A 24,794-nucleotide genomic window follows, 5' to 3' on the forward strand; every position below is an offset into this window, starting at 1 on the left:
ATGATCGCTTGAGCGAGTTCGCGCACGCGAGGATCTTTCAGGCTCGCGCGTTCGCTGGTCATGATCGCGATTGAGTGGTGCGGGATCATTGCTGCCATATATTCGGTATCGTCAACGGTGGTCTGGCTGCGCACCAGCCATAGTGCGAGCGCGAACACAAAGGCCCCGACGCCCAGGATGATCAAGTTCTTGGTCCGGTCCTTGTACATGCCCCACATGAAGAGCAGCATGACAACCATCATCATCGCGCCCATGACGAACATCATCCAGAAGCGCGTTTCGCTCCAGAAAAGATCATCGACGGTAAAGGTGTTGGCATACATCAGGAAGAACATGATCACGGTCGAGGTCGACACCATGGCCATGAATCGCCAGTAGCTGCCGCCCCCTCCCTTGTCCGAGTGGGAGGTCTTTTCGGTCATGCTTTTTCTCCTTTTTGCATCATGGTCCAGAATAGCTGCGCCGAGCAGCTGATGAGAGCGAAGCCGGTAAGGGCCTCGACGCCGGCGAGAACTCTCAGGTGCTCGGTCGGATAAATGTCGCCCAGGCCCAGTGTGGTCACGTTGATGAGCGAGAAATAGAAGTAGTCCATCCAGTCCATGGAAGGCGCCTTGTCGAACCCTCCCAGGCCCCATTGCGCGCCCAGCCAGAAACCTGCGGCAAAAAGAATCGCGACCAGGAAATGCGACGCGAGCACGAGTAGCGAGACTGCAAGCTTTCCCAGCGTATCGCGGCGGCGATCGAGAAGCCGGTGGCCGACACCCAGAATGGCAAGGTGGGAAGCGACGGCTGCAAGGAACAGAAAGACGGCGAGAAGGAGCGCGGTGATCATGCGAGAAGCTTCGCGCCCATCCACAGACCCATTCCGATCATGAACAGATTTTCGGTCAGCGAGACGAAGCCGAGCGGCACATTGCTGCCCCCACCGACGCAAGCGCATTTGAGCTCACGCTTGTCGATGTAGACAGCCTTGAAGACGCTGACAGTGCCGACGGTGCCAATGAACAATGCCAGCGGGGCCGAGAGCCAGGTCAGCGCGCCTGCGGTCATCAGAATGCCGGCAGCGGCTTCGCCGAACGGGTAGACGAAGCCATAGGGCACCCAGCGCCGTGCGAGCAGATCGTAGTTGAGGAACATTGTCGAGAAACTGCGCACGTCCTGAAGCTTCTGGACGGCGAGCAGGGTCATCGACAGGCTGACGAACCATTCCGCGGCCCGGACGGTGAACAGATCGTCAAAAAACGCCCAGCTCAGCCCTAGCGCGAGCAGCAGCGCGACCGCGAAAATCGCAATGACCGGCTGATAGCTGGTCTCGCCTTCCTCTGGCTGCGAACGGCTCTTGCCGAAGAACTCGCGGACATCGTCATAGCCGCCAATGCGCTTGTCTTCGATAAAGGTCTGCGGGGTGGTCTCGACGTTGTGCTTGTCCTTGAATGCGTCGGTTTCCTCCCTGCTGGTCAGGTGATGATCCTCGACCTCGAAGCCTTGCCGTGTGAGGAGATCGACCGTCTTGATGCCATAGGGACAGACATGGTCCTCCATGACCATACGGTAGACCGCCGCTGTTCGGGTCGTCATGAATCGCTCCATCTGTTTTGCCTGACGTTTCTCGTGCTCAACGCCGGTTTTCGGTGAACGGTTTCGAAAAAGCCCGGCGTAAAAGCGGCAAAGCTGGTTGAAGAAGGTGCCATCACCTTTTCTCTCCTGACCCATCATCTTCAGGAGATGCGGGCGCTTCGGAATTGCGCGAGAGGTAGATCCATTCTCCCACGAAGACTGCGACGATGCCGATCGCCGCGTAGGCGACAACGGCAGGATCGCTGCGCAATTTGGCCGCGGTAAAGGCTGCGAGGACCACGCCATCTGCCGCGAGCGCTGTCAGAAGTATTGTTGCGCGCGCGCCGACTTCCTTGCGCAGGTGGCGCAGGACGCCCCAGTGAACCAGCATATCCATGACGAGGTAGAAGAAGGCGCCCAGCGAGGCGATCCTTGACAGATCGAACAGGACGGCAAGCGTCCCGGCAATGACCACCGTATAGACCAGCATGTGGCTGCGAATCCCGCCGCTCATGCCGAAATGGCTGTGCGGGATCATCTTCATATCGGTCAGCATCGCAAGCATGCGCGACACGGCAAATACGCTCGCTATCACGCCCGAAGTGGTGGCGGCGATCGCGATCGCCACGGTGAAATAGAAGCCCAGTTCTCCCAGCGCCGGACGCGCCGCAGCCGCGAGCGAATAATCGCGCGCCTCGACGATCTCGGATATGCTCAGGCTCGAACCCACCGCCACTGCGACAAGCAGATAGATCACGATGCAGACGGCTATCGAGATCATGATGGTTCGGCCGACATTCTTGTGCGGGTCAACGATTTCGCCGCCGCTATTGGTAATCGTGGTGAAGCCTTTGAAGGCGAGGATCGAGAAAGCAACCGAGGCGAGCAGGGCTTCTGCATTGGTCAGCGAAACGGACTGCGAAAATGCGCCTGATGAAAATCCGCTGGCCCAGATCGCCGCGACTGCGAACAGCGCGATACCGCCGATCTTGATGGCGGACATGATGAGCGAGAAGCCGCTTACCGACTTGTTGCCCGCTGCATTGACGAGATAGGCGAAGATGATGAGTGCAAGCGCTGCCAGCGAAACGAGCCACCCGCTGCTTTCGAGGCCAAACGGGCGCAGCGCGTAAGTCGCAAAGGTGCGGGCCACGAGGCTTTCATTGATGACCATCGACAGAGCCATCAGGAGCGATGCCGACGCGGCAATGACGCCGGGTCCGTAGGCCTTCTGCAAGATCATCGCGATGCCGCCCGAAGACGGCCATTTGTTCGACATCTTGATATAGCTGTAGGCCGCCAGCGAAGTTACCAGCGCGCCGGCGATGAAAGACAGGGGGAAGAGCGGACCGGCGAGCTCGGCGATCTGCCCGGTCAGCGCGAATATGCCGGCACCGATCATGACGCCGGTACCCATCGCAACGCCGCCCAGCAGGGTTATCGAGCCAGCCGTTTCGCTTTGATTCTCGTGCTCATGGTCTTGCAAGACTTTCCCCTGTCGATGGTCTCCCGTGAAAGAAAGATTATGTCGACCAGTACGTTCGCCCTTGCCGCGTCCCTCAAAAAACTTTCAGGACAAAGCCGGAGAGTTGCGTTTTGCTCGGGGCGCTCGAGCAAATTGCGGCCTAAAGCGGACTGCCTGCGCGACCGAAAAACGCTCCGCGAGTTTCAAGGCAAGCGGCCATCGCCGCCGATCTGCTACGTCCTGAATCGGTTCCGGAAAAATCGCAGCATTGGCACCCCAATGATCGCGATGTACCAACCGTACAAAAAGCTGCCGAGAGCGCCTGCCAGAAAGCCCGAGATGGTCAGCCATTCGAACCCGGGAAGCAGCGGCGCCCACGCTTCGTGCATGTGCGCCTGTTCGGGCGCGAGCAGGCCGAAACCGATGCAGATCAGGTAGCTGAAAAGCAGGAAGAGGCTGAGTGTCCAGCCCCATATCAGTATTGAGGTTTTGACCGAATAGTCTGACATGATGGTCCTCCGTTAGAGTTGGCGCTGAGATGGCTTGTCCATGGTCACGGGTAGGATGCGAAAACGCGCTGCCCGCCTGAGCCGAAGGCGATGACATCATACGGCTGCACCCGGTCCCCGGCTTCCATTCCGGGCGAGCCAAGCGGCATTCCGGGCACGGCCAAGCCAGCAACGCCTTCGGGTCGTTCGTGCAACAGCTTCGCGACCGCACCGGCGGGAACGTGGCCTTCAATGATATAGCCATCGACTTCCATCGTGTGACACGACCACAGATCCTGCGGCACGCCCTTGGCTGTCTTGAGCGCAGCCATGTCGTCGGTGTCGACCGAGGCGACCTCTGCTTCGAGCCCATGTTCTACGTGACCGGCCCAGCTGAGACAGCAGCCGCACCCTGCGTCGCGGAACATGGTGTAGGTGGCCGCCTGAGCCGCACTCGAGCAGGCTGCAAGGGCGAGGAGGAGCGAGGCCGCCAGCGAACGGCGCAGCGGTCTCGAGTCTTTCATGAGGTTCATTGAACATTGCCTTTCTTGATGCCGCGCCAGAGAGAAATGGTTCCGGTCGCGGTATGGATACGATCGAGCAATTCGGCGTCCGCGAAAATCTCGGCGAGCAATTTCTCGACGGCTCCGTCGGCGCTCGGCTGGGTGTCCTTCACGCCGTCGAGTAGCTGAACGCTCGAACGGAACAGCGCGCGCATGAGTGGAGCATCCTGCCCCATATAGTCAGCAATCAGCGCCATGCCCCCGGGGGCCAGCAGGTTCTCGATCTGCTCGAGGATCGCGCGTTTTTGCGAAACGGGCACCTGGTGAAGGACGAGGGTGCTGACGATCTTATCTGGTTGCCAGCCGCCGGAAAGCTCGAGACTGTCAAGAAAGCCGTTGTGCCACCGGACCATATCGACTCCGGCACCGAATTTGCGCTGCGCAATTGCCAGCGCTGCGGGGTCTGGCTCAACGCCGATGAAGCCGGCTTCGGGGCAGTTGGCCATCAGCGCCCTTAGCAAGGTCCCGGTGCCGCACCCGACATCAATGACCTTGTCGCCGGGCACCAATGCGGCCTCCTCGACGATTGCGCGGCGCCACCGGCTCTCGCGCGTAAAAAATGCGATCGCGCCATCATAGAGCGGCGTGAGCCAGCTTTTGCCAAGCGGCGGAGTGAACTCGAGCTCTTTTGGCGGAACTGCCGCATCTTTCATGCCATGGCTCCCATTCGATGTTGGCACATAGCGCTTCCGCCAGACCTACACTTCTTACGCACCGCCGCCCCGCAGCCCTCAAAAAAGAAACTTGAGGGTTTGCGCGAAGTGTCGCGTATAGAAACCGTGCAACCGACAGGAGCAAGGGATGCGTGATAATCAGACACTCGATGCGATGCTCGGCAACATGGCCTCGCAGGAGGCTGGCGACGTGCCGCCCGACTTCATGAACGGCGTCTGGCAGCGCGCGGGACAGCTTGGCGAAATTGCCGATCAGCGGCGCAGAATGGCCTTGTTCGCCGGTCTGTTTGTCGTCGGCCTAACGGCAGGCGCAGGGACCAGCGGATGGCCGTCCGAAAACGGCGCTCCTACAGAAATTGTTGGCGAGAGCCTCGTTGGCGGAGAATCCCTGTCACCCGCTGCATTGCTTCATGTGGGGTCATAGACGTTGAAGAAGTTTCACCTTGTCCTTGCGGTCCTGCTGGCGGCGCTCGCCGGATGCCTAGGAGCGCTTGCCGCCGATCGCTGGGCCAACAACGATGCCGAGGGCGGCCTGCACCAGTTCGTGCACGATGAGCTGTCGCTCACGGCTGACCAGGAGGAGCGGCTCGATGCGCTCGAAGCGCGTTTCGCGGTAGAACAGGCAAGGCTCGAAGCCTCTGCGCGCGCAGCCAACGCACAGCTCGCCCAGGCAATGGAAACCGAGCACGAATACGGGCCCGAAGTCAGTGCCGCGATCGACGAGGTGCATGCGCGCATGGGCGATTTGCAGAAAGCGACCGTGCGGCACGTCTTCGATATGCGGGAAATTCTCGATCCCGATCAGCAGCTCCAGTTCGACCGGAAAGTGTCCGCGGCCCTCACGCGCGATCCGCGTGACTGATCAGCCTTGGCAGCGGTGGATGACACTTCGAACGAAGCGCTGATCGGGCGGGCAATAGCCGGTGACAAGCGGGCGTTCACAGCTCTCGTCGAGAGCGAGATCGCCCGGTTGATCGCGCTTGCCACGCGTATGCTGGGTTCACCATCGCAGGCCGAAGATGTCGTCCAGGACGGTCTCGCGTCGGTCTGGCTGACACGTCATCGCCTCGATCCGAGCAAGCCCATCGGTCCCTATTTGACGACAATCGTTCTCAACCGGTGCCGCGACAAGCTCCGCCGCAGGAAAGTTATTGGCTTCCTTGGTTTGCCGGATGGGCGGGAAGCCGACGCCGTTGCCGACGATGCCCCTAATCCCGAAAATGTTGCCGGAGCCCGCGAACAGCTGCGGCTGGTCCAGGCCGAAATCGGGCGCTTGCCGGTGCGCCTGCAAGAGGCGCTCGTGCTGGTCACTGTCGAGGGGTACAGCCAGGCCGAGGCTGCCGAGCTGCTCGGCACCACCGAGAAAGCCGTCGAGACGCGCATCTATCGTGCGCGCAACCGGCTGAAGGAGCGGTTCGAAAAGTTTGAGGGGTAGGGCAGCTGACCGCGTATGTGACGGTATACGCATTTTCAGGAGCCCCCTATGCCTGCCCTCAATCGCCGAAGATTCCTTGGAACAAGTGCTAGCGGGCTGGGCCTGCTTGGTCTCTCCGGTGCCATGCCGGCCTGGGCGCGCGGCGCGGACATCCTTGCAGGAAACGCCCGCAAAGGGCTGGATGAAGTATCCGGGCCGAATATCGACCTCACTGTCGCGCGGTCTGCCTTTGCAACCGGCAACAGACGCGGCGGCGCCATCGCCGTCAACGGCACGATCCCCGGCCCGTTGTTGCGTTTGAAGGAAGGCACGACCGTCCGATTGAACGTCCATAACCAGCTCGAGGAAGACACCTCAATTCACTGGCACGGTCTGCTCGTGCCGTTCCAACTCGACGGGGTGCCAGGTGTAAGCTTCCCCGGCGTCAAGCCCGGAGAGACCTTCACCGCTGAATTCCCGGTGCGCCAGTCGGGCACCTATTGGTGGCACTCGCATAGCGGGTTGCAGGAACAGGCCGGGCACTACGGCGCTATCGTGGTCGATCCCGCCGGACCCGATCCGGTGCGGGCCGACCGCGAATATATCGTGGTGCTGAGCGAATTCAGCGAAATGTCGCCCCACACGATCTTCGACAAGCTCAAGAAGGGGGAAGGCTACTTCAACTACAAACAGAACACCTGGACCGACGACTATCCGCTTTCGGGCGAGGATCGCCGTATGTGGGCCAGGATGCGCATGATGCCTACCGACATCCTCGATGTGTCGAGCGCTGCCTACACTTACCTTCTTAACGGTCACGGACCGCTCGACAATCTGGAATATCTCTTCCGTCCGGGCGAGCGCGTGCGGCTGCGCTTCATCAATGCCGGAGCCATGACCTTTTTCAATATCCGTATTCCCGGTCTGCCGATGACTGTCGTGCAGGCGGACGGGAAGGATGTCGAACCGGTCGAGGTCGACGAGTTCCAGATCGGCGTCGCCGAAACCTACGATGTCGTCGTGACGCCGGGCGAGCAACAGGCCTACACGCTGGTGGCCGAGTCGATGGACCGCTCGGGCATGGGCATTGCGACGCTGGCGAGCACGCCCGGCGCGCGCGCCGCCATCCCGTCGCTGCGCGATCCCCCGCTGCTGACCATGGCCGATATGGGCATGAGCGGCATGGACCACGGAGCCGGCGAGAGCGATGCTGGTATGGCCGGCATGGACCATGGCGCCAGCGGGATGGCCGGAATGGATCACGGATCGAGCGGAGCGGCTGGCGCGGATGGGATGTCCGGTATGGATGGCGGTTCGGCGGAGATGGCCGGAATGGCTGGCATGGCGGGAGGTATGCAGATGCGCGATACATCGCTCCTGCCTCCCGACGTGCAGGTCGGGCCCGGCCTCGACATGGTCTCGATGAACCCGGTCGACCGTATGGGCGACCCCGGCATCGGTCTCGCCGATGTCCCCCACCGCACGCTTGATTATCGCAAGCTACGCTCGCTGACACCTCATCAGGAGGGCCGGACTCCCTCGCGGCGGATGGAAATCCATCTCACCGGGAACATGGAACGCTACATGTGGTCGTTCGACGGCAAGAAGTTCTCCGCCGTCTCCGACGAGCCGATCCGCTTTGCCTATAACGAACGCGTGCGTGTCAAATTGATAAACAACACGATGATGGCGCACCCGATCCACTTGCATGGGCACTTCTTCGAACTGGTTAACGGCGCACCTGCCGATCGTCAGCCGCTCAAGCACACGGTTAACGTGCAGCCGGGCGGCAGCGCGCAGTTCGACCTGACGGCGGACGAGCCGGGCGACTGGGCCTTCCACTGCCACCTTCTCTACCACATGCATGCCGGGATGTTTCAGATCGTCACTGTCGCCAATCCCGATGGGAGCGAAGCATGAAGATTCGTATTACCAGCCTGCTCGCATCGATCGCAGTCGGCTCAGTTCTCGCCTCCCCCGCTGCGGCGCAGCATGCCGGTCATTCGCCCGCGGAGCCGCAGCAGAGCGCCGAGGCGCAGGCTGACGCCAAGACAAAGTGCGAAGAAGAAGCCCAGCGCCATCGCGCGATGGGGCACCCGGTAGCCGAAGGAGCTTGCGAACCAGTGGCCCAGCCTGAAGTTGCCATGGATCATTCGACGATGGACCATTCGACGATGTCTCATGGTTCGACGACCGCTCAGGATGGTCATTCGGGCATGGCAATGCCGATGGACGCTGCCCGTCCGGAGACTACACCCGGGAGTCATGAAGGAATGGATCATGGCTCGATGCCGCATGGCACGCCTGCCGAAGGCGCGATGGATCATTCGCAGATGAACCAAGGCGACATGGGTCAGGCGGAAGCCAGCAACTCGTCGATGGACCATGGGCAGATGGATCACAGCCAGATGAACCATGGGCAGACGGGATCGCAGGACATGCAGGGCATGGACCATTCGGCGATGCAGATGGGCTCGAACGACGATATCCCGCTGCTGCCGCCTCCTCCCGAAGCCGGGAGCGGTCCCGCGCGCGCGGCGGTCGCGATCTGGGGCGAGGAAGCCATGAACGAAGCGCGGCGCGAACTTGTCCGCGAGACCGACGGCGGGATGCGCTTCTGGTTTCAGGGCGACCGGCTCGAATACCGCGCCCGCGAGGGAGTGGATGGATATCTTTGGGACATCCAGGGCTATTATGGTGGTGATATCGACAAGTTCTGGTTCAAATCCGAGGGCGAAGGCAGCTTCGGTGAGCCTGTCGAGGGAGCCGAAGTCCAGGCACTCTGGAGCCGGGCGATCGCTCCCTTTTTCGACCTACAGACAGGTGTGCGCCAGGATTTAACAGGACCCGAGCGCACCCATGCTGTCATTGGCATACAGGGCATTGCTCCCTACCAGTTCGAGGTCGACGTTGCAGCGTTCGTATCGAACAAGGGTGATGTAACCGCGCGCTTCGAGGGCGAGCTTGATCAGCGCATCACGCAGCGGCTGATCCTCCAGCCGCGAGCCGAAATCGCTCTTTCGGCTCAGGATATTCCCGAACTCGGCATTGGCGCTGGCCTCGACCGGATCGAGGCAGGTCTGCGTCTTCGCTACGAGTTCGCACGCGAATTCGCGCCCTATGTCGGCGTCTCCCAGGAGTGGCGGATCGGTCAGAGTGCCGATTTTGCACGCGCCGCAGGGGAAGACCCTAGCGTGACGAATTACGTCGTGGGCATGCGATTCTGGTTTTAAGAGAAGGAAATATACAATGAGGACAAGACTATCCCTAAGCGCGGTCGCCCTGGCCTTGGCTGCAGGGGGCACTCCCGCCCTGGCACAATCCATGGACCATTCGGCGCATTCGGAACATTCGGTATCAACGCCGATGGACCATACGGAGCAGGGCATGAACCATGCCGAGCATATGGCTGCGATGAACGACGACGTCGCTGGGGCAGAAGCGGTTCTGACATCATATCGCGATGCCCTGACGTCGCGCGATGCAGAGGCCATGGCCGCGCTGTTTGCCGAGGAATCCTTCGTTTACGAAAACGGCAAGGCGGAAGGCAGCTTCACGCACTACATGGAGCATCACCTGGGACCGGAACTCGATGCAATAACCAGCTTCACCTTCGGCGAACCGACGCTCGCAGTCACCCGGATGGGACATATGGCTTATGGCCGCGAAACTTACACCTATCGGATCGAACTGGCCGACGGCCGCGTAATCGACCGCGAAGGGGTTGCGACCTCGGTCCTCGCTCATGATGCAGATGGCTGGAAGATCGTTCAGTACCATTCGTCGTCACGCGCACCGCGTAACAACTGATTTGATCGGGGGAACACCGATTGGCGTTACGCTCTTTCAAGCTGCGTCTTCATGTGCTGGGCAGCAAGCTTCACAAATGGCTGGCGATCTTTGTCGGCGTCCAGGTGCTCCTGTGGATGATCACCGGGGCGCTGATGTCGTTTCTCGACATCGAAGAGGTTCGGTCCGAACATGTCGTTTCGCGCGCGCCGGAGGTCCTGCCCGCTGATGCTGTCATGCCCCAATGGCTCGATAGCAGCGAGGGGGTGGTTTCCCTTGCGACGCGCGCGGTCGGCGGCAGGGCAGTAACCGAGGTCCGCCGGGACGATGGAAGCGTCACGCTCCGCGACCCGGATAGCGGGATGCTCCTCTCGCCCCTTCCCGCCGCGAGTGCACGGGCCATCGCCCGACGTGCCTGGACCGGGCCATCGACCACCATAGCGACCACACGCCTCATCGAAGACGCTGTCGGGACCGAATTCCGGGGTCCGTTTCCGGCGTGGCAGATCACCTACGGCGATGAGGACAATACCCGCGTCTACATCGATGCATCGAGTGGCTCGGTGCTCGCTGCCCGCAGCGACACCTGGCGCCTGTTCGATTTTATCTGGGGGCTGCATATCATGGACTGGACGCAGCGCGACCGCATCAACAGCTGGTGGCTGCTACTGTTCGGGATCGGCGGGACGATTATCGCGGTTTCGGGCTTTGTCCTGCTTGCGAACCGGTTTCCCAGGATCAGGCGGCGGGCGAAACATGTGCCGAATGCACCCTGAAGCCGCTCCCAGTTTAATCAGGTTCGGCTCGGGCAAAGCAGACCAGAAGGATCGTTAGCGCCGGCACGATCGTCCACATCGCGATCGGGATCAGCGCTAGTCCCGTCACTGGCTCGTGCGGCATCAACTCGCTGTAGCGCCAGCTCAGGAAACTGTTTGCCGGAAGCGATGTGGCGATCATTTCGACGGCGATCGCGACGACAAGCCCGAAGCCGAAATAGACCGCATAGGGCATTTTGGCGGCTTGCCAGGGCCATGCGTGCCCGCCACGTAATGCTGCAAGGCTATAAGCTGTCAGCAGGATCACGCCATCGCCCAGGCTTGCAATGCCGCAGCGAATGGTCCGCTCGAAGGGTTCGAGATCACCCGGTTCGAAGAATGGCATCTGGAAAATCTCCCAGACGAACGCGACCAGGCTCCCGCAAATAAGGATCAGCCAATGGGTTCTGGTCATGCTGCAGGTACGCCGGAATAATCTGCGCCAGCAAATAGCAAGCGGCCGGATTTCCACTTCCTGCATAGCGCCTTCGCTGCCCCAAAGCCCGGATCAGTCATGATTTTCGCGGCCCTCCGACTCGGCCATGCGAGCAGCGCGTTTGAGAAATTTCCGCATGTCACCTGCTGCCAGTTCGGTAAGCGGGTGCCGGCTCGCATCGGGGCGCGGTTCGATCATGTCCGCACGTTTCCTAATCTGTTCGATCTGTTCATCGCTCGCCCCGGACAAAAGGCCAAGAACTATGTTCTCGAGAGTAATGAGGCGAATGCGCATTTGCACCAGATCGGCATGATCGGGCTCCGGGATATCCCAGCTGCCGTTCTCATTGACCGTGCTCACGACTGCTTCTCCGACGGCTCTGCTGGCACCATGATACTCCCCATTCGTCGTTATCGGCTTCTCTCAAAAAGGTGGCCGAAAAACAGCACCGCTGCAACCGGCCGTGCTTCGGCCCACCAGCCCCACCGCTGCTGCGGATTGTTTGAGGGGAAGAGATGGCGGCTGCGTAAAGAGGATGACTGCACACAGCATCCACCGCAAGACCGACGAAAGGAAATCGACCATGAAACTGACAGTTCTAGCTTTCGCGCTCGCCACCGGCCTGGCAACCACCCCGGCAATGGCCCGGCAACAGCATGACCACGGGGATCAAGCGGCGGCGCAGCAGCAGTCACACGCTGGCCATATGATGCAGGATTCGGCGGCCATGACGGCCCACCGCGAGAAGATGGCTGAAATGCGCGCGCTGATGCAGCAGGCCCACGCGGCGAGCGATCCTGCCGAACGCCAAAGGCTTATGGCCGAACATCGTGCAAAAATGCAGGAACACATGACGGGCATGATGCAGGGGGACAACGCCGATATGATGGCGGCCTGTCACCAGCGCATGATGATGATGCACGACATGATGGAGCAGATGGCGGCTCACCAGAACATGCCGCAAGACGATTAGGAGGCGGTGGCCGGGCTCTCGCTTAGTGCCTGAGCCTGGCCACACTCTTACCAGGGCGCGGTGCAAGGCAGGAGGTCCGACCATCTCGTGAGTAAAATTTGAACCCTCACGCGTCGACGATCGCCGCGCTCTATCACCGCAAGAGATGAAGGTTCGCAGAGCATTACAGACACAATAGGTTGCACGACCATCGCCAAGACCGGAGCCCGTAGAGAATGAAACGAATACAATTCATGGCTATTGTGGCCGCCAGTCTGCTCTGGATAAGTCCGGCCCAGGCCCATGGCGACGAGGAACATGGCGAAGCGGCCAGTGCTGTCGTCTCCGATGCGGCGTCAAAAGATATCCAGGCTGCGCAGGGGCACGGCGACACGGCTGCTGATCATGACGGGGCGAAGGGACAAGATGCAGACGAAGGCGACAAGGGCGTGGTCGGTGTGCTCAAGTCGCTGCATCCCGCCACCGTACACTTTCCGATCGCCTTGTTCTTTATGGCAGCTCTCACCGAGCTATTCATCATCGCACGGAAGGGCACAGGCCTAGAGCCGGCAGTGCGCGTACTTGTTTATGGCGGTGCCGCCGGGGCGGTCGCGGCGGCCATATTCGGTTGGATCCATACCGGTCTATGGTTCGGCGGAGATACCGCGATGCAGGTTCATCGCTGGAACGGAATGCTGATCGCCGTCCTCGGTCTGGCGATGGCCTATCTGGCGAGCCGTGCTTCCGCGAGCAGGACCCCGCTTCGCGCCGCAATCTTTGCCATGGCCGCTCTCGTGCTGGTGCAGGGCTTTCTGGGCGGCGAGCTTGCGCACGGTGCCAATCATCTTGGTATCTCCTGGCTTTGAAGGATAGGATGATGCGCAGATCAAATCGGAACGCGTTTGTTGCCCCCCTTTCTGCGGCGGCATTGGGGCTAGGGCTCGCTGCCTGTGATCAGACGCAGGACACTTCATCAGAAGCTGAAGCCTTGCCACTGTATACGGCCCCGCCGACCGAGAGCACAGGTGCTGGCGAAGGCGAAAGAGACAACGCTGCCTCTCCCGCTGGAGAGGCCAACACGAACCGGTCGGGTGAAGCTGCGACTGCCGGTAGGCAACCAGACCGACCGGCGAGCACTCCGGTAGTAGCGTCGTCCCCTGCGGCCACTCCCCCGCCGGTGAATGCCCAGCCTAGCAACACACCCGATCCTCATGCGGGCCACTATATGCCATCCATGCCCGACCATGACATGCCCTCGATGTCCGATCAGGCGGATGGATCGTGACCTGGCGTTTCGCCTTCTGATCGGCCCAAAAACGGCCGACGCTCGTTTTACCAGTCACTACGAATAACAAGTCGTCGTTTGCCAAAGGCGCTTTATCTCATCTGTCCGATTTTGGGGGTATTGATGGGGGTATTTGCAAGACGACTCAAAAAGTTTATTAGGTAAATCAGCACGTTATATGCTCTCTATATTTCCCTCCTCCGCTACCATTCCCGAAAAACTACCCTTCAGTTTCGCTTCCCCTTGGGTGACGGCTTCTGGCCGCGGTGCGGCTTCGTGGGCTTTCCTGCCGGACGGCGCTTCTTGTCCTTGTTTTCGAAGCCGTCCTTGCCCTTGGCGGACTTGCCGAATGCGGGTTTCGCCTTCACGCGGGGCCCTGCGGCGTTGTCGCGACCCATGCGGCCCTTGCGATTGCCGCGAGCCACTTCGCGCGGGCCGGTGTCCGAGCGTTCGATGTGCACCGGCTCCTCGTCGCCGTCGGCCAGGGCCGAGCGGGTGGCGGCATCGGCGAACTTGTCGGCGATCTGGCGCGGGATCTGGAAGAAGGTCTCCTCAGGGCCGATCCGGATGGCGCCGATCTCGTTACGGGTGATGTGACCGCGGCGGCACAGCAATGGCAGTATCCAGCGCGGATCGGCGTTCTGGCGGCGACCAAGGTCCATGCGGAACCACACGGTGTCCTCGAAACCCGGGCGGTGGCGCTCCTTCTGCGCTTCGCGGCGGGCTTCGGGGGTATTCGCGATCAGATCTTCGGGCTCAGGCATGGAGGCGCGATGCGCCTGCACGAGCATCGCCGCGATCTCTTCCGGCGAACGCTCGGCCAGCAGGCGCTGCGCCAGTTCGCGATCCCCGTCGTCGACTTCGACGGGTTGCAACAGCTTTTCCATCAGCCGATCCCGGTCCTTCGCCTTGATCGCGTCCCTGTCCGGCGTGTCGATCCACTCGGCGCTGACCTTGGCGTGGCGCAGCATCGATTCGACGCGGCGGCGCCGCGAGAACGGCACGATCAGCACTGCTGTGCCCTTCTTGCCCGCGCGTCCGGTGCGGCCCGAGCGGTGCTGCAGGGTCTCCGCGTCGCGCGGAATCTCCACGTGGATGACAAGGCTGAGAGATGGCAGGTCGATCCCGCGCGCGGCGACGTCCGTTGCCACGCACACGCGGGCGCGGCGATCCCGCAGCGCCTGCAAGGCCTGGTTGCGCTCGGACTGCGAGTGTTCACCGGAAAGAGCGACGACGGCAAAGCCGCGCTCCTGCAAGGTCGCGTGCAGGTGGCGCACCTTCTCGCGCGTGGCGCAGAACAGGATGGCCGTGTCCGCCTCGTGATAGCGCAGCAGGTTGACGACCGCGTTCTCGATTTCCGGCGGGGATACTGTCACCGCCTGGTAGGAAATATCGCCGTGGCCACGGCCGTCGCTGATGGTGGCGATGCGCAGCGCGTCTCGCTGGTAGCGACGGGCCAGTGCCTCGATGGGCCTGGGCATGGTGGCGGAAAACAGCAGCGTGCGGCGCGTTTCCGGCGTCGCGTCGAGGATTTCCTCCAGCTCTTCGCGAAAGCCCATGTCGAGCATCTCGTCGGCTTCATCCAGAACCACGGCGCGCAGGCCCGACAGGTCGAGCGCGCCGCGTTCGAGGTGATCGCGCAAGCGGCCCGGCGTGCCGACCACGATGTTCGCGCCCCCGCGCAATGCCTTGCGTTCAGCCTGCGGGTTCATGCCGCCGACGCAAGTGGCGATATGGCCGCCCGCCTTGGCATAGAGCCAACCGAGTTCGCGGCTGACCTGCAACGCCAGTTCGCGCGTGGGAGCGATGACGAGGGCGAGGGGGCCTTGCGCGTAATCGAAGCGATCACCATCCCCCAGCAGTTCGGCTGCCATGGCAAGGCCGAAGGCGATTGTCTTGCCGGAGCCGGTCTGTGCGGAAACCACCAGGTCGCGCCCGGCGGCCTGGTCTTGCAACACCTCGGCCTGGACCTGTGTGGCATTCTCGTATCCGCGGTCTTTCAGGGCCGCATCGAGACTGGCGGGGAGTTCGGGAAATTTCATCATACGCGCTCATATGCGGGCACCCTCCGCAGGAGCGGGGGAGCGTCGGGTTGGCTTCGGAAAGCGGGAGGGGGCACGTGCTGCCGCACTCTGGTGCCGCGCCCCATAGACGCTCGCGACGCATTTGGCTTCAAAAAAGTGGGCGGGGACCGTCTGCGTTCTTGGTTCCCGACCACACCGGAGATGATCAAGCCAGGCTTTCCATCAGGAAAACCTTGTTCTTCAACGCTTCGTCACTGGTCGCCCGCGCGAGGATAGCGGCCACATCGCCCCGCGCGGCCTCGCCATGCGGATCGACCTCGTCTCCAAGGCGCACGTTCCGCTCGCCATCTTCGTCGGTGAGCGCCACGGGCCGTACGATCGTATAGCTGAGTCCGGAATTGATAAGGTGTTCGTCGGCGTCATGCTTTGCGTAGAGATAGTGAGACAGGTCGGATTCCGGATCGGGATCGCCAGCGCCGACCGAACTCAACATCACGAAATGCTGCGTGCCGACCGCTGCCGCGATGTCGATGAGGTTTTTCGCCCCGTCCCGGTCGATCTTGTCGGTCATGGATTCGTCGGTATCTCCGCCCGAACCGGCCGCGAAGACGACCACGTCCGCTCCATCGCAAACGTCACCGTCAAGGTCTCCCAGATCGGCCTGGCGCAGCCTGGCGTCGCTGGGAAGAACGCTGGTGTCCGACGATTCGCGGTGCATCGCGATCACCTGGTGGCCAGCGGTCTGCAATTGGCGAGCGAGGCGAGAGCCGGTCTTGCCGGTAGCGCCAGCGATGAGGATGTTCATGAGGGTTACTCCTTTTCCTTGGGACTCCGCGCCGCCTCGGGCGCAGGTGCCGTGTTCTCGAGTTCAACGTGCCGAGGCGGCGATTGTGCCGAGTAAGGGGCCTGGAGTTCTTGACCCGGTGGCATGCCTCGCTAGACCACCCGCCGATGACGCAACTGCCACCTCCGCCCGATTTCGCCAGACTGCTGGAAAGCGGTTTGGACGAGCGGCCCCTGGCGCTGTTCCTCGATTTCGATGGTACCCTTGTCGACCTGGCGCCCACGCCCGACGGCATCGAGGTGCCCGAGTACCTTGCCCGCAGCCTGCACGAACTGGGCGAGCGTCTGAACGGGCGGCTCGCGCTGGTAAGCGGGCGGGCGATTGTCGACCTGGAGAAGCATCTCGGGCCCGTGAAATTGGCCTGTGCCGGTTCGCACGGCAGCGATTGCCGGGGCGCGGATGGCATGAATATTGGCGAGATACCCGATGGGCTGCCGCCGAAACTGCTGGCTGAAGTCGCGGAATTTGCCGAGCAGAGCGGCTTCGCGCTGGAAGACAAGCCGCACGGGGCGGCGCTGCATTTCCGGTCCGATCCCTCGCTGGAGGACAAGGGGCTGGCCTTTGCGAAGCGCGTGGCCGAGGAAGGCGATCTCGACATCAAGCGCGGCAAGTGCGTGATCGAACTTGTCGGGCGCGGGGCGAACAAGGGTTCGGCCTTGCGCGCCTTCATGGAAAAAGAGCCGTTCGCAGGCGCTCGCCCGGTCTTCGTGGGCGACGATATCACCGACGAGGATGGCATGCGCGCCGCGACCGACCTGGGCGGTTACGGCGTGATCGTGGGGGACCGTGAGCCGACTTGTGCCAAATACGGCCTTGCAAGCCCTGCTGCAGTGCACCATTGGTTAGGGCTGTGACAGCACATCAAAGCAATCTCGACCTTTGGCCGATCGGCAACTGCCAGGTTTCCGGCCTTATCGACAATCGCGGCGGAATAGTCTGGGGCTGCGTTCCCAGGGTGGATGGCGATCCCGCCTTTTGCGCACTTCTCAACGGCGAATCGCAGGACGTGGGCGTCTGGCGGTTCGAGCTGGAAGGCCAGTGCAACACGCACCAGGAATATATCCGCAATACGCCGATCCTCGTCACCCGGCTCGAATCACAAGATGGCAGCGTCGTGGAAGTGCTGGACTTCTGTCCGCGCTTCGAACGTTCGGGCCGGATGTATCGTCCCGTGGCCTTTGCCCGGATCGTGCGACCCATCGCGGGCAATCCGCGGATCAGGGTCGTGCTCAACCCGATGCGAAATTACGGCGCCGAAGTGGCCGATACCACCAGCGGCACCAACCACATCCGATATCTCACGCAGGGGCAAGCGCTGCGCCTCTCCACCGATGCGGCGGTCGGCTATATCCAGGACAAGCGGACCTTCCGCATCGAGGACGATACGCACTTCTTCCTTGGTCCGGACGAGCCTTTCGTCGGCAACCTGCGTGAGCAGGTGCGCCGCATGGAACAGTCTACGCGCAGCTACTGGCAGAACTGGGCGCGCAGCCTGGCGACACCGTTCGAATGGCAGCAGGAAGTCATTCGCGCCGCGATCACGCTGAAACTATGCCAGCACGAGGAAACGGGCGCCATCGTGGCCGCCCTGACCACCTCGATACCCGAAGCGCCCCATTCGGAGCGCAACTGGGACTATCGCTACTGCTGGATCCGGGATTCCTATTACACGGTACAGGCCCTGAACCGCCTTGGCGCGCTCGACGTGCTGGAGAAATATCTCGCCTATTTGCGCAACATCGTCGATTCGGCAAAGGGCGGGCAGATCCAGCCACTCTATTCGGTGATGGGCGTTGCCGAACTCAACGAGACGACGGCCAGTTGGCTCGCGGGTTATCGTGGCATGGGGCCGGTGCGTGTAGGCAATGCGGCCTACAAGCAGATCCAGCACGACTGCTACGGCCAGATCGTGCTGCCAACGGTGCAGGGCTTCCTCGACAAGCGCCTTTTGCGGATGGCGGACGACCGCGATTTCGAAAGCCTGGAGCAGGTGGGTGAGATGGCGTGGAAGATGCACGACCAGCCCGATGCCGGCTTGTGGGAATTCCGCACCCGGCAGGAGGTCCACACCTATTCCGCCGTGATGAGCTGGGCCGCTTGCGACCGTTTGGCCACGGCTGCCCATTACCTAGGCAAGGACGACCGCGAGGCATTCTGGCGCGAGCGCGCGAACAAGATCGCCGCAACGATCGAGGCGAAGGCCTGGAAAGAGAACGGGGAGGGCGGTCATTACGGCGCCAGCTTCGAAAGCGACTACCTGGACGCGAGCCTGCTGCAATTGCTGGAACTGCGTTTCATCGACCCGGACGACGACAAGTTCCTCTCCACGTTCGAGATGATCGAGCGCGACCTTCGCCGGGGCGAGCACATGCTGCGCTATGCGGCGGAGGACGATTTCGGGGCGCCCGAGACCGCGTTCAACATCTGCACCTTCTGGCTGATCGAGGCGCTGGCGCTGATGGACCGGAAGGACGAGGCGCGGACCCTCTTCTGCACCATGCTGGACCATCGCACCGCGTCGGGCCTGCTGTCCGAGGACATGGATTTCGAAACCGGGGAACTGTGGGGGAACTTCCCGCAAACCTATTCCTTGGTTGGTATAATCAACTGCGCCTCGCTGTTGTCGAAAAGCTGGAACACTGTTCGCTAGGAGGCTGAAATGCCGCGTCTTGTTGTCATCTCGAATCGCGTCGCCGTACCCAAGGCCCGCGGGGTCGCAGGGGCACAGGGCGGGCTTGCCGGTGCGCTCAATTCCGCGCTGAAAACCAATGGCGGCATCTGGTTCGGCTGGTCCGGGCAGGAGACCGAGGAGTTTACAGGCTCGATCAACTACGTCCGCTCCGCCGAGGGCGTGACGACGGCGACGATCGACCTCGAACACCAGGATATCGAGGAGTATTACAACGGCTACGCCAATTCGACGCTGTGGCCGCTGTTCCATTACCGCATCGACCTGACCCAATACGAACGCGAATTCGGTAAGGGCTACGAGCGCGTGAACGAGCGGTTTGCGGAAAGCGCGCTACCCCTGATCGACGATGGCGACCTCGTCTGGGTTCACGATTATCACCTGATGCCGCTCGGCGAACGCCTGCGCTCCATGGGCGTGAAGAACCGCATGGGGTTTTTCCTGCACACGCCGTGGCCGCCGTCCAACCTGTTCGTCTCGCTGCCCTATCACGAGCGACTTGTTAAGGCGCTGCTGCACTACGACCTTCTCGGCTTCCAGTGCGACGCCTGGCTCGACAGTTTCATGCACTATTGCTGGAAAGAACTGGGCGCCAAGGTCGATTACAAGACAGGTGAGATAACGCTCGACGGACGCACCACGATCGCCCGAGCCTATCCCATCGGCATCGACTTCGATTTCTTTACCAGCAAGGGCGAGACCGGCGAGGCCCGTCAGGCCGCGCAGCGCCTGCTTTCCTCCACGCGCCACCGCACGGCGATGATCGGGGTGGACCGGCTGGACTATTCGAAAGGTCTGCCCGAGCGATTGGACGGCATTTCCCGGTTCTTCGACCGCTATCCGGAGCGGGTTCGCGACCTGGTGTTCATCCAGATCGCTCCGCCCAGCCGGGAGGATATCGGCAGCTACCAGGAAATTCGCGCCACGCTCGAGCAGAAGACCGGCCAGATCAACGGCGCTCGGTCCGACGTGGACGTTGTGCCGGTGCGCTACGTGAACAAGGGCTATCCGCAGGAGGAGCTGTTCGGTTTCTACCGCGCGGCCAAGATCGCGCTTGTCACGCCGCTGCGTGACGGGATGAACCTTGTCGCCAAGGAATATGTCGCGGCGCAGGATCCCGAGGATCCCGGCGTACTCATCCTCTCGCGCTTCGCCGGTGCGGCCCAGCAACTCGATTGCGACGGGGAAGGTGCACTGCTCGTCAATCCGCACAGCTCGGACGACATCTCACACAATATCCGCATCGCGCTGGATATGTCGCTGGAGGAGCGCAAGGCGCGCTACGAGAAGCTGATCGTGACGGTGCGCGATGAAAACGTGCAGCGCTGGACCGAGAACTTCATCACCGATCTGGCCGAGGACGCGGGCTGACGCGCTTTTGCCTGACGCCGTTAGAGTGTCAGCAAGAGGGCCCGCACGCCGAGATAGGCGAGCGCCAGAGTGGATAGCAGGAACAGCGTGAAACGCACCGGCAGCGTGTTCACCAGCGACTGCCACAGAGAGTGGGCGATCCGCAGGCCGGTATAGATCCACGCTGCGATAACCGTGTCCTGAGAACCGCCGGCAATCGCGAGGATGACGACGACCGCGTAGAACAGCGTGGGCTGTTCCATCAGGTGCGTATAGTTGTGCGCTTTCCAGTTCACCTCGTCCGGGATGCGACCTTCGAGATCCTGCCCCCGCGCGCCGGGCTTGGCCTTGCTCAGTCCCGCGCCGCTGCCGCCGCTCTTGCCCATCTTCGCCATTGCGGGAAAGCGGGTGAGGGCCATCCATACGAGCATGACGATCGACCACACGATCAGCACCGCTGCGGGCGCGAGTATCTGGGTATTCATGGCAATGGCTCTCCCCTTGATTGGGAAGAAGACTGCGTGCCGTCAGTTAGATTGTCAATTGAAACCCAATTTCAGGCGCTCAGCCCTCGGCGATAGTCCGCGCAAATTGCTGCGGATCGACATTGCCGCCGGATAGAATGATCGCGGTCGTACCATCAAGTTCGGCTTTCCCTGTCAGGGCAGCGGCAAGAGCCACCGCGCCGCCGGGTTCCAGCACCAGCCGCAGGTTGGCGAATGCAAAACGCTGGGCGTTGCGCACCTCCTCTTCGGATACGCGCAGGCCGTATTCGCAGCGATCCTTCAGGACGCCGAAATTGATCGGGCTGGTCTGGAACGTCTGCAAGGCATCGCAGGCTGTGGCCGGTGGGTTGCTGCCAACGGAGTGGATTTCGCCTGTTTCGAGGGAGCGGCAGACGTCGTCCCATCCTTCCGGCTCCACCGGCACCACGAGGGCATCAGTGCAGGCAAGGGCAAGTCCGGCGGACAGTCCGCCCCCGCCGCAGCAGGCAAGGATGCGGGTCGGGGCGGGCGCGCCTTGTGCGGCAAGCTGTTCGAGTATCTCGATCCCGGCGCTCCCCTGGCCTTCGATCACCCAGGGATCGGCAAAGGCATGGGCGTAGGTCGCCCCTTTCTCGGCGGCGAGGTTCTGCGCGATTTCCTCGCGGTTCTCGGTCATGCGGTCGTAGGTGACGACACTCGCCCCCAGTTCCCGCGTGCGCGCCAGTTTTATCGGCGGGGCATCCTGCGGCATCACGATGGTCGCATCGATCCCCAGACGCCGTGCCGCCCACGCTATGCCCTGCGCGTGGTTGCCGCTGGATACGGCCACGACCCCGCGGGCCCGCTCCGCCTCATCAAGCGCGGTCAGCCGGTGCCAGGCCCCGCGAATCTTGAATGCGCCGATGGGTTGCAGGCACTCGGCCTTCACCCACACCTTCGCCGAGCCGATCTCGAGCGGAATCAAGGGGGTAGGTGGCAGGATCGCAGCCATCTTTGCGGCGGCTTCCAGCACCCCTTCGCGGGTGGGCGATCTTTGTGGCTGTGCTTCGCTCATGGGCGCGTTATTACGGCTTTACCAAAGCCGCGCCAGCACCTAATGGCGCGCGCCGCTTGACCGCGGAACCCACGCAGCCTGTTCCCCGTTGTTCCGGGGAATACGGACAGGAGAATTTGAAAGAATGGCCGACAGCAAGATCAACGACACGCGCAAGAAGGAACTGCTTTCCACCGAGGTCGAACATATCGACATCACCAGTTTCGATGCCCGTCCGATCATCGATTCGATGAAGAAGATGAGCTTCACCAGCCGCGATCTTGCCAACGCCACGGGCATCTACAACCAGATGCTGGCCGACAAGGACTGCACGATCTTCCTCGTCATCGCCGGTTCCACCAGCGCGGGCGGCTGCATGGATGCCTATGCAGAACTCGTGCGCTCCAACATGGTGGACTGCGTGGTGGCGACAGGCGCAACTATCGTCGACATGGATTTCTTCGAGGGGCTTGGCCACAAGCACTACCAGGCGCTGGAAGTGCCCGACGACGATACGCTGCGCTCGCTCTACATCGACCGTATCTACGACACCTACATCGACGAAGAGCAGTTGCAGGACTGCGACTTCACGATCAACAAGATCGCCAACGAACTGCCGCCGGGGCCGTACTCCAGCCGCGCGTTCATCCGCGAAATGGGCAAGTACCTGTCCCAGCACGGCAAGAAGGAAAACAGCCTCGTCAAGCTCGCCTACGAGCACGACGTGCCGATCTTCTGCCCCGCGTTCGTGGACAGCTCCGCCGGATTCGGCCTGGTGAAGCACCAGGTCGACCAGATGGAAAAGGGCGAGCCCTACCTGATGATCGACGCCGTGGCGGACTTCCGCGAACTGACCGACATCAAGATCAAGGCCGGTGAATCGGGCCTGCTGATGGTGGGCGGCGGCGTGCCGAAGAACTTCATCCAGGATACCGTCGTCTGCGCCGAGATCCTCGGTCACGAAGACGTGGCCGTGCACAAGTACGCCGTGCAGATTACCGTGGCCGACGTGCGCGATGGTGCCTGCTCCTCGTCCACGCTCCAGGAAGCGGCGAGCTGGGGCAAGGTCTCCACCGCAATCGAGCAGATGGTGTTTGCCGAAGCCGGTTCCGTCATCCCGCTGCTGGCGAGCGATGCCTACCACCGCGAACATTGGAAAACCCGCGACAAGCGCCGCTGGGCCCAAATTTTCGACAAGTAGGGCTGTTCGACAAGTAAGACTGTTCGACAAGCAAGTCTGCCGACGGGGCGGGGCGCTTAGCGCTCCGCCTCGTTCAGTTGTGCGCACAGGTCCGCCATCGCCATGAACTGGTTGACGCAGGTCTCCACCATCTCGCGGTCACGGTTGTGATCGAGGTGGCCGCTTTCGAACATGTTTTCGCTCTTCAGCACGATGGTAAGCTCGCCGTCCTTGAACAGCGTCTTGATGTCCTTGCCGTGGAAGGCGTTTTCCAGCGCGATAAGCCGCTCGATATAGGTCGGATGGACGAGGTATCGCGCTTCGGTCTGGTCGCTGGTGAAGACGGTGAAGGCATCCTCGAAATCGGGGTGCACCATGTCGGCTTTCTGCAAGGTTTTTCCGCCGACTTTCAGCGTGTCCTTTTCCCCGAAGAACAGCAGCTTCGTGTGACGGCCCGATCGCTCGACGAGAGTGGTGGCGTGGAACCTGCGCGCGAAGCCTATGGTGATTACGGGGCCGCGAAATACCGTCACCCAGCGCCGGTTCTTGCCGCTGCCGCGCTGCTCTTCCAGGTGCGCCTCGTGCAAGGAGAAAGGCTTTCCGGCCATCTCGCCCCACCACAGATCCTCGAATTTCGAGCGATCATGGCTGGGAAACATCTTGTGCGTCTTCGCCCGCATGAATCCGTGGCCCTCGGTGCAGTCGTGCCGGTAATCCAGCCCAAGCGCCTGCGCGATTGCGGCGTTGATGCCAGACTTGGTCTGCTTCTTTGCCTTGTTGATCGGAATACGGCTCCACCACCATGCGCCCATGGCGATTACTGCAGTGATGAAGAACCGGAAATCACCCAGCGGGGAGAACCACACGAAGCCGAGGATCGGCAAGGCTATCGCCGCGCAAATGACGTAGCGCCCCCGCGTGCTTTCCCTGGCCACCTCTCGCACGGCAATCTGCCGTTGCAGGAATTGCCCTAACTCGCCCTCCATCAGGGCATCTACGTCGGGTCGCTCGATCATTCATCCCCCCTGACGGTGCCGATAACCGTTGCCTTCGCCAGCCTTCATGGCACACATTTATTTAACAAGGGTAGGCTAGGGGGAACACATGGAACTGATAATCTTGCTCGCCGTGATCGTGGTGCTGCTGCTCGTGCTGGTCGGTATCTACAACCGACTGGTCGGCCTGCGGCAGAACGTGAAGCAGGGCGCGGCCGATATCGATGCGCAGTTGCGCCAGCGGCACGACCTGATCCCCAACCTGGTTAACACCGTGAAAGGCTACGCCGGGCACGAGCAGGAAACGCTGGAACAGGTGATTGCCGCGCGCAACACCGCGGCGAAGGGCTCCATCAATTCAGCCGACGAGGCGCAGCTTCGCGTCGCACTTGACCGCTTGCTCGCTCTTGGCGAAGCCTATCCCGACCTGAAAGCGAGTGCCAATTTCCAGGAATTGCAGCGCGAGCTTGCCGACGTCGAGGATAAGCTGGCAGCTTCCCGCCGGGCACTGAATGCTGCGGTTTCGCGCTACAATACGGCGATCGAAACCTTTCCCGCGGTGCTGTTCGCCGGCGCAATGGGCTTCGAGCACGCGGATTTCCACCGTCTCGACGATAGCGAAAAAGGCCTTGTGGATCAGGTGCCAAACGTGAGTTTTCAGGACTGACACTCCGCGGCGGAACGGTCCGTCCGAATTCACTTGCAATTCACCCTATCGGGCTTAAATGCGCGGCTCCGCTGCCCCAAGGGATTCCC

The 24,794-nt window shown here is 61.7% G+C and carries 28 protein-coding genes; 14 read left to right on the forward strand and 14 right to left on the reverse strand.

Features of this window, described 5'->3' with window-relative positions; all coding sequences use genetic code 11:
- The 7 genes from ABFX23_RS10905 to ABFX23_RS10935 form a co-directional block, all read right to left on the reverse strand.
- Positions 1-422, reverse strand: a 422-nt coding sequence (locus tag ABFX23_RS10905; RefSeq protein WP_346033088.1) for a DUF305 domain-containing protein, incomplete at its 3' end; no start/stop codon positions are given.
- A complete protein-coding gene (locus ABFX23_RS10910; RefSeq protein ID WP_007163852.1) occupies positions 419-832 on the reverse strand; it encodes a potassium channel family protein in 414 nt (137 codons plus the stop codon). The genes ABFX23_RS10905 and ABFX23_RS10910, both read right to left, overlap by 4 nt.
- Positions 829-1,578 (reverse strand): glutaredoxin family protein, encoded by a 750-nt coding sequence (locus ABFX23_RS10915; RefSeq protein WP_090480206.1) that lies wholly within the window; start codon positions 1,576-1,578, stop codon positions 829-831. Before ABFX23_RS10915 ends, ABFX23_RS10910 begins: the two co-directional genes overlap by 4 nt.
- A 112-nt stretch (positions 1,579-1,690) precedes the next feature.
- On the reverse strand, positions 1,691-2,974 hold the full coding sequence (locus tag ABFX23_RS10920; protein ID WP_232725834.1) for an APC family permease: 1,284 nt from the start codon (positions 2,972-2,974) through the stop codon (positions 1,691-1,693).
- A 281-nt stretch (positions 2,975-3,255) separates the two neighbouring features.
- Complete coding sequence (locus ABFX23_RS10925) at positions 3,256-3,531, reverse strand: hypothetical protein (protein ID WP_007163855.1); 276 nt, start codon at positions 3,529-3,531, stop codon at positions 3,256-3,258.
- 44 nt (positions 3,532-3,575) lie between these two features.
- Entirely contained in the window at positions 3,576-4,043 is a 468-nt protein-coding gene (locus ABFX23_RS10930) for a DUF411 domain-containing protein (protein WP_346033089.1), read from the reverse strand.
- Positions 4,040-4,726 (reverse strand): class I SAM-dependent methyltransferase, encoded by a 687-nt coding sequence (locus tag ABFX23_RS10935; protein ID WP_251105522.1) that lies wholly within the window; start codon positions 4,724-4,726, stop codon positions 4,040-4,042. The genes ABFX23_RS10930 and ABFX23_RS10935 overlap by 4 nt, the downstream gene beginning before the upstream one ends.
- Before the next feature lie 148 nt (positions 4,727-4,874).
- On the opposite strand from ABFX23_RS10935, the gene ABFX23_RS10940 reads away from it, so the two are divergent.
- From ABFX23_RS10940 to ABFX23_RS10970, 7 genes are all read left to right on the forward strand, one after another.
- Positions 4,875-5,171: a hypothetical protein gene (locus ABFX23_RS10940; protein ID WP_346033090.1), complete on the forward strand. Its 297-nt coding sequence runs from the start codon at positions 4,875-4,877 to the stop codon at positions 5,169-5,171.
- A 3-nt stretch (positions 5,172-5,174) separates the two neighbouring features.
- Positions 5,175-5,609, forward strand: a complete 435-nt coding sequence (locus ABFX23_RS10945) for a periplasmic heavy metal sensor (protein ID WP_346033091.1) — start codon at positions 5,175-5,177, stop codon at positions 5,607-5,609.
- A gap of 15 nt (positions 5,610-5,624) precedes the next feature.
- Positions 5,625-6,182, forward strand: coding sequence for an RNA polymerase sigma factor (locus tag ABFX23_RS10950; protein WP_156777181.1), 558 nt, complete (start codon positions 5,625-5,627; stop codon positions 6,180-6,182).
- Positions 6,183-6,230: 48 nt separating this feature from the next.
- Positions 6,231-8,081, forward strand: a complete 1,851-nt coding sequence (locus ABFX23_RS10955) for a copper resistance system multicopper oxidase (protein WP_346033092.1) — start codon at positions 6,231-6,233, stop codon at positions 8,079-8,081.
- Complete coding sequence (locus ABFX23_RS10960; RefSeq protein WP_007163862.1) at positions 8,078-9,394, forward strand: copper resistance protein B; 1,317 nt, start codon at positions 8,078-8,080, stop codon at positions 9,392-9,394. The genes ABFX23_RS10955 and ABFX23_RS10960 overlap by 4 nt, the downstream gene beginning before the upstream one ends.
- 91 nt (positions 9,395-9,485) lie before the next feature.
- On the forward strand, positions 9,486-9,971 hold the full coding sequence (locus ABFX23_RS10965; protein ID WP_007163863.1) for a YybH family protein: 486 nt from the start codon (positions 9,486-9,488) through the stop codon (positions 9,969-9,971).
- A gap of 53 nt (positions 9,972-10,024) precedes the next feature.
- Entirely contained in the window at positions 10,025-10,726 is a 702-nt protein-coding gene (locus tag ABFX23_RS10970; protein WP_007163864.1) for a PepSY domain-containing protein, read from the forward strand.
- Positions 10,727-10,739: 13 nt separating this feature from the next.
- On the opposite strand, the gene ABFX23_RS10975 is transcribed toward ABFX23_RS10970, so the two are convergent.
- Together ABFX23_RS10975 and ABFX23_RS10980 are read right to left on the reverse strand one after the other, a co-directional pair.
- Positions 10,740-11,180: a hypothetical protein gene (locus ABFX23_RS10975; RefSeq protein WP_346033093.1), complete on the reverse strand. Its 441-nt coding sequence runs from the start codon at positions 11,178-11,180 to the stop codon at positions 10,740-10,742.
- A gap of 93 nt (positions 11,181-11,273) precedes the next feature.
- On the reverse strand, positions 11,274-11,561 hold the full coding sequence (locus tag ABFX23_RS10980; protein WP_007163866.1) for a hypothetical protein: 288 nt from the start codon (positions 11,559-11,561) through the stop codon (positions 11,274-11,276).
- A gap of 223 nt (positions 11,562-11,784) precedes the next feature.
- Between ABFX23_RS10980 and ABFX23_RS10985 the strand changes: the two genes are divergently transcribed.
- Entirely contained in the window at positions 11,785-12,174 is a 390-nt protein-coding gene (locus ABFX23_RS10985; RefSeq protein WP_346033094.1) for a hypothetical protein, read from the forward strand.
- Positions 12,175-12,389: 215 nt separating this feature from the next.
- Positions 12,390-13,019 carry a DUF2231 domain-containing protein gene (locus tag ABFX23_RS10990; RefSeq protein ID WP_346033095.1) on the forward strand — a complete coding sequence of 210 codons (630 nt, stop codon included), beginning with the start codon at positions 12,390-12,392 and terminating at the stop codon, positions 13,017-13,019.
- Positions 13,020-13,665: 646 nt separating this feature from the next.
- Here the strand turns inward: ABFX23_RS10990 and ABFX23_RS10995 are convergent.
- Together ABFX23_RS10995 and ABFX23_RS11000 are read right to left on the reverse strand one after the other, a co-directional pair.
- Positions 13,666-15,480: a DEAD/DEAH box helicase gene (locus ABFX23_RS10995; RefSeq protein ID WP_346033096.1), complete on the reverse strand. Its 1,815-nt coding sequence runs from the start codon at positions 15,478-15,480 to the stop codon at positions 13,666-13,668.
- 187 nt (positions 15,481-15,667) lie between these two features.
- Entirely contained in the window at positions 15,668-16,267 is a 600-nt protein-coding gene (locus tag ABFX23_RS11000) for an SDR family oxidoreductase (RefSeq protein WP_346033097.1), read from the reverse strand.
- Positions 16,268-16,413: 146 nt separating this feature from the next.
- Here ABFX23_RS11000 and otsB point away from each other — a divergent pair, with 146 nt between their 5' ends.
- The 3 genes from otsB to ABFX23_RS11015 are packed head-to-tail and all read left to right on the forward strand — an operon-like array spanning position 16,414 to position 20,366.
- Positions 16,414-17,160: a trehalose-phosphatase gene (gene otsB / locus ABFX23_RS11005; protein WP_346033098.1), complete on the forward strand. Its 747-nt coding sequence runs from the start codon at positions 16,414-16,416 to the stop codon at positions 17,158-17,160.
- On the forward strand, positions 17,157-18,956 hold the full coding sequence (locus ABFX23_RS11010) for a glycoside hydrolase family 15 protein (protein ID WP_346033099.1): 1,800 nt from the start codon (positions 17,157-17,159) through the stop codon (positions 18,954-18,956). Before otsB ends, ABFX23_RS11010 begins: the two co-directional genes overlap by 4 nt.
- A gap of 9 nt (positions 18,957-18,965) precedes the next feature.
- Positions 18,966-20,366, forward strand: a complete 1,401-nt coding sequence (locus ABFX23_RS11015; RefSeq protein ID WP_346033100.1) for an alpha,alpha-trehalose-phosphate synthase (UDP-forming) — start codon at positions 18,966-18,968, stop codon at positions 20,364-20,366.
- Between the two features lie 20 nt (positions 20,367-20,386).
- Here the strand turns inward: ABFX23_RS11015 and ABFX23_RS11020 are convergent, their stop codons facing one another.
- Positions 20,387-20,830, reverse strand: a complete 444-nt coding sequence (locus tag ABFX23_RS11020) for an MAPEG family protein (RefSeq protein ID WP_346033101.1) — start codon at positions 20,828-20,830, stop codon at positions 20,387-20,389.
- A 79-nt stretch (positions 20,831-20,909) separates the two neighbouring features.
- Positions 20,910-21,884 carry a threonine ammonia-lyase gene (locus ABFX23_RS11025; RefSeq protein WP_346033102.1) on the reverse strand — a complete coding sequence of 325 codons (975 nt, stop codon included), beginning with the start codon at positions 21,882-21,884 and terminating at the stop codon, positions 20,910-20,912.
- Positions 21,885-22,008: 124 nt separating this feature from the next.
- On the opposite strand from ABFX23_RS11025, the gene ABFX23_RS11030 reads away from it, so the two are divergent.
- Positions 22,009-23,064, forward strand: a complete 1,056-nt coding sequence (locus ABFX23_RS11030) for a 1,9-bis(guanidino)-5-aza-nonane synthase (protein WP_346033103.1) — start codon at positions 22,009-22,011, stop codon at positions 23,062-23,064.
- Between the two features lie 56 nt (positions 23,065-23,120).
- Here the strand turns inward: ABFX23_RS11030 and ABFX23_RS11035 are convergent, their stop codons facing one another.
- Positions 23,121-24,059 carry a DUF3137 domain-containing protein gene (locus ABFX23_RS11035; protein WP_346033104.1) on the reverse strand — a complete coding sequence of 313 codons (939 nt, stop codon included), beginning with the start codon at positions 24,057-24,059 and terminating at the stop codon, positions 23,121-23,123.
- 88 nt (positions 24,060-24,147) lie between these two features.
- Between ABFX23_RS11035 and ABFX23_RS11040 the strand changes: the two genes are divergently transcribed.
- Positions 24,148-24,705 (forward strand): LemA family protein, encoded by a 558-nt coding sequence (locus ABFX23_RS11040; protein WP_346033105.1) that lies wholly within the window; start codon positions 24,148-24,150, stop codon positions 24,703-24,705.
- Positions 24,706-24,794: the final 89 nt, after the last annotated feature.

Origin of the sequence: Erythrobacter westpacificensis (assembly GCF_039542285.1) — a bacterium.
In the GTDB taxonomy this organism is placed as follows: Bacteria; Pseudomonadota; Alphaproteobacteria; order Sphingomonadales; family Sphingomonadaceae; genus Alteraurantiacibacter; species Alteraurantiacibacter westpacificensis.

Coding starts and splice junctions, on each gene's coding strand:
- ABFX23_RS10910 (WP_007163852.1), bottom strand. CDS start 832: ATGATCACCGCGCTCCTTCTCGCCGTCTTTCTGTTCCTTGCAGCCGTC.
- ABFX23_RS10915 (WP_090480206.1), bottom strand. CDS start 1,578: ATGACGACCCGAACAGCGGCGGTCTACCGTATGGTCATGGAGGACCAT.
- ABFX23_RS10920 (WP_232725834.1), bottom strand. CDS start 2,974: ATGGGTACCGGCGTCATGATCGGTGCCGGCATATTCGCGCTGACCGGG.
- ABFX23_RS10925 (WP_007163855.1), bottom strand. CDS start 3,531: ATGTCAGACTATTCGGTCAAAACCTCAATACTGATATGGGGCTGGACA.
- ABFX23_RS10930 (WP_346033089.1), bottom strand. CDS start 4,043: ATGAACCTCATGAAAGACTCGAGACCGCTGCGCCGTTCGCTGGCGGCC.
- ABFX23_RS10935 (WP_251105522.1), bottom strand. CDS start 4,726: ATGAAAGATGCGGCAGTTCCGCCAAAAGAGCTCGAGTTCACTCCGCCG.
- ABFX23_RS10940 (WP_346033090.1), top strand. CDS start 4,875: ATGCGTGATAATCAGACACTCGATGCGATGCTCGGCAACATGGCCTCG.
- ABFX23_RS10955 (WP_346033092.1), top strand. CDS start 6,231: ATGCCTGCCCTCAATCGCCGAAGATTCCTTGGAACAAGTGCTAGCGGG.
- ABFX23_RS10960 (WP_007163862.1), top strand. CDS start 8,078: ATGAAGATTCGTATTACCAGCCTGCTCGCATCGATCGCAGTCGGCTCA.
- ABFX23_RS10965 (WP_007163863.1), top strand. CDS start 9,486: ATGGACCATTCGGCGCATTCGGAACATTCGGTATCAACGCCGATGGAC.
- ABFX23_RS10975 (WP_346033093.1), bottom strand. CDS start 11,180: ATGACCAGAACCCATTGGCTGATCCTTATTTGCGGGAGCCTGGTCGCG.
- ABFX23_RS10985 (WP_346033094.1), top strand. CDS start 11,785: ATGAAACTGACAGTTCTAGCTTTCGCGCTCGCCACCGGCCTGGCAACC.
- ABFX23_RS10990 (WP_346033095.1), top strand. CDS start 12,390: ATGAAACGAATACAATTCATGGCTATTGTGGCCGCCAGTCTGCTCTGG.
- ABFX23_RS10995 (WP_346033096.1), bottom strand. CDS start 15,480: ATGAAATTTCCCGAACTCCCCGCCAGTCTCGATGCGGCCCTGAAAGAC.
- ABFX23_RS11000 (WP_346033097.1), bottom strand. CDS start 16,267: ATGAACATCCTCATCGCTGGCGCTACCGGCAAGACCGGCTCTCGCCTC.
- otsB (WP_346033098.1), top strand. CDS start 16,414: ATGACGCAACTGCCACCTCCGCCCGATTTCGCCAGACTGCTGGAAAGC.
- ABFX23_RS11015 (WP_346033100.1), top strand. CDS start 18,966: ATGCCGCGTCTTGTTGTCATCTCGAATCGCGTCGCCGTACCCAAGGCC.
- ABFX23_RS11020 (WP_346033101.1), bottom strand. CDS start 20,830: ATGAATACCCAGATACTCGCGCCCGCAGCGGTGCTGATCGTGTGGTCG.
- ABFX23_RS11025 (WP_346033102.1), bottom strand. CDS start 21,884: ATGAGCGAAGCACAGCCACAAAGATCGCCCACCCGCGAAGGGGTGCTG.
- ABFX23_RS11030 (WP_346033103.1), top strand. CDS start 22,009: ATGGCCGACAGCAAGATCAACGACACGCGCAAGAAGGAACTGCTTTCC.
- ABFX23_RS11035 (WP_346033104.1), bottom strand. CDS start 24,059: ATGATCGAGCGACCCGACGTAGATGCCCTGATGGAGGGCGAGTTAGGG.
- ABFX23_RS11040 (WP_346033105.1), top strand. CDS start 24,148: ATGGAACTGATAATCTTGCTCGCCGTGATCGTGGTGCTGCTGCTCGTG.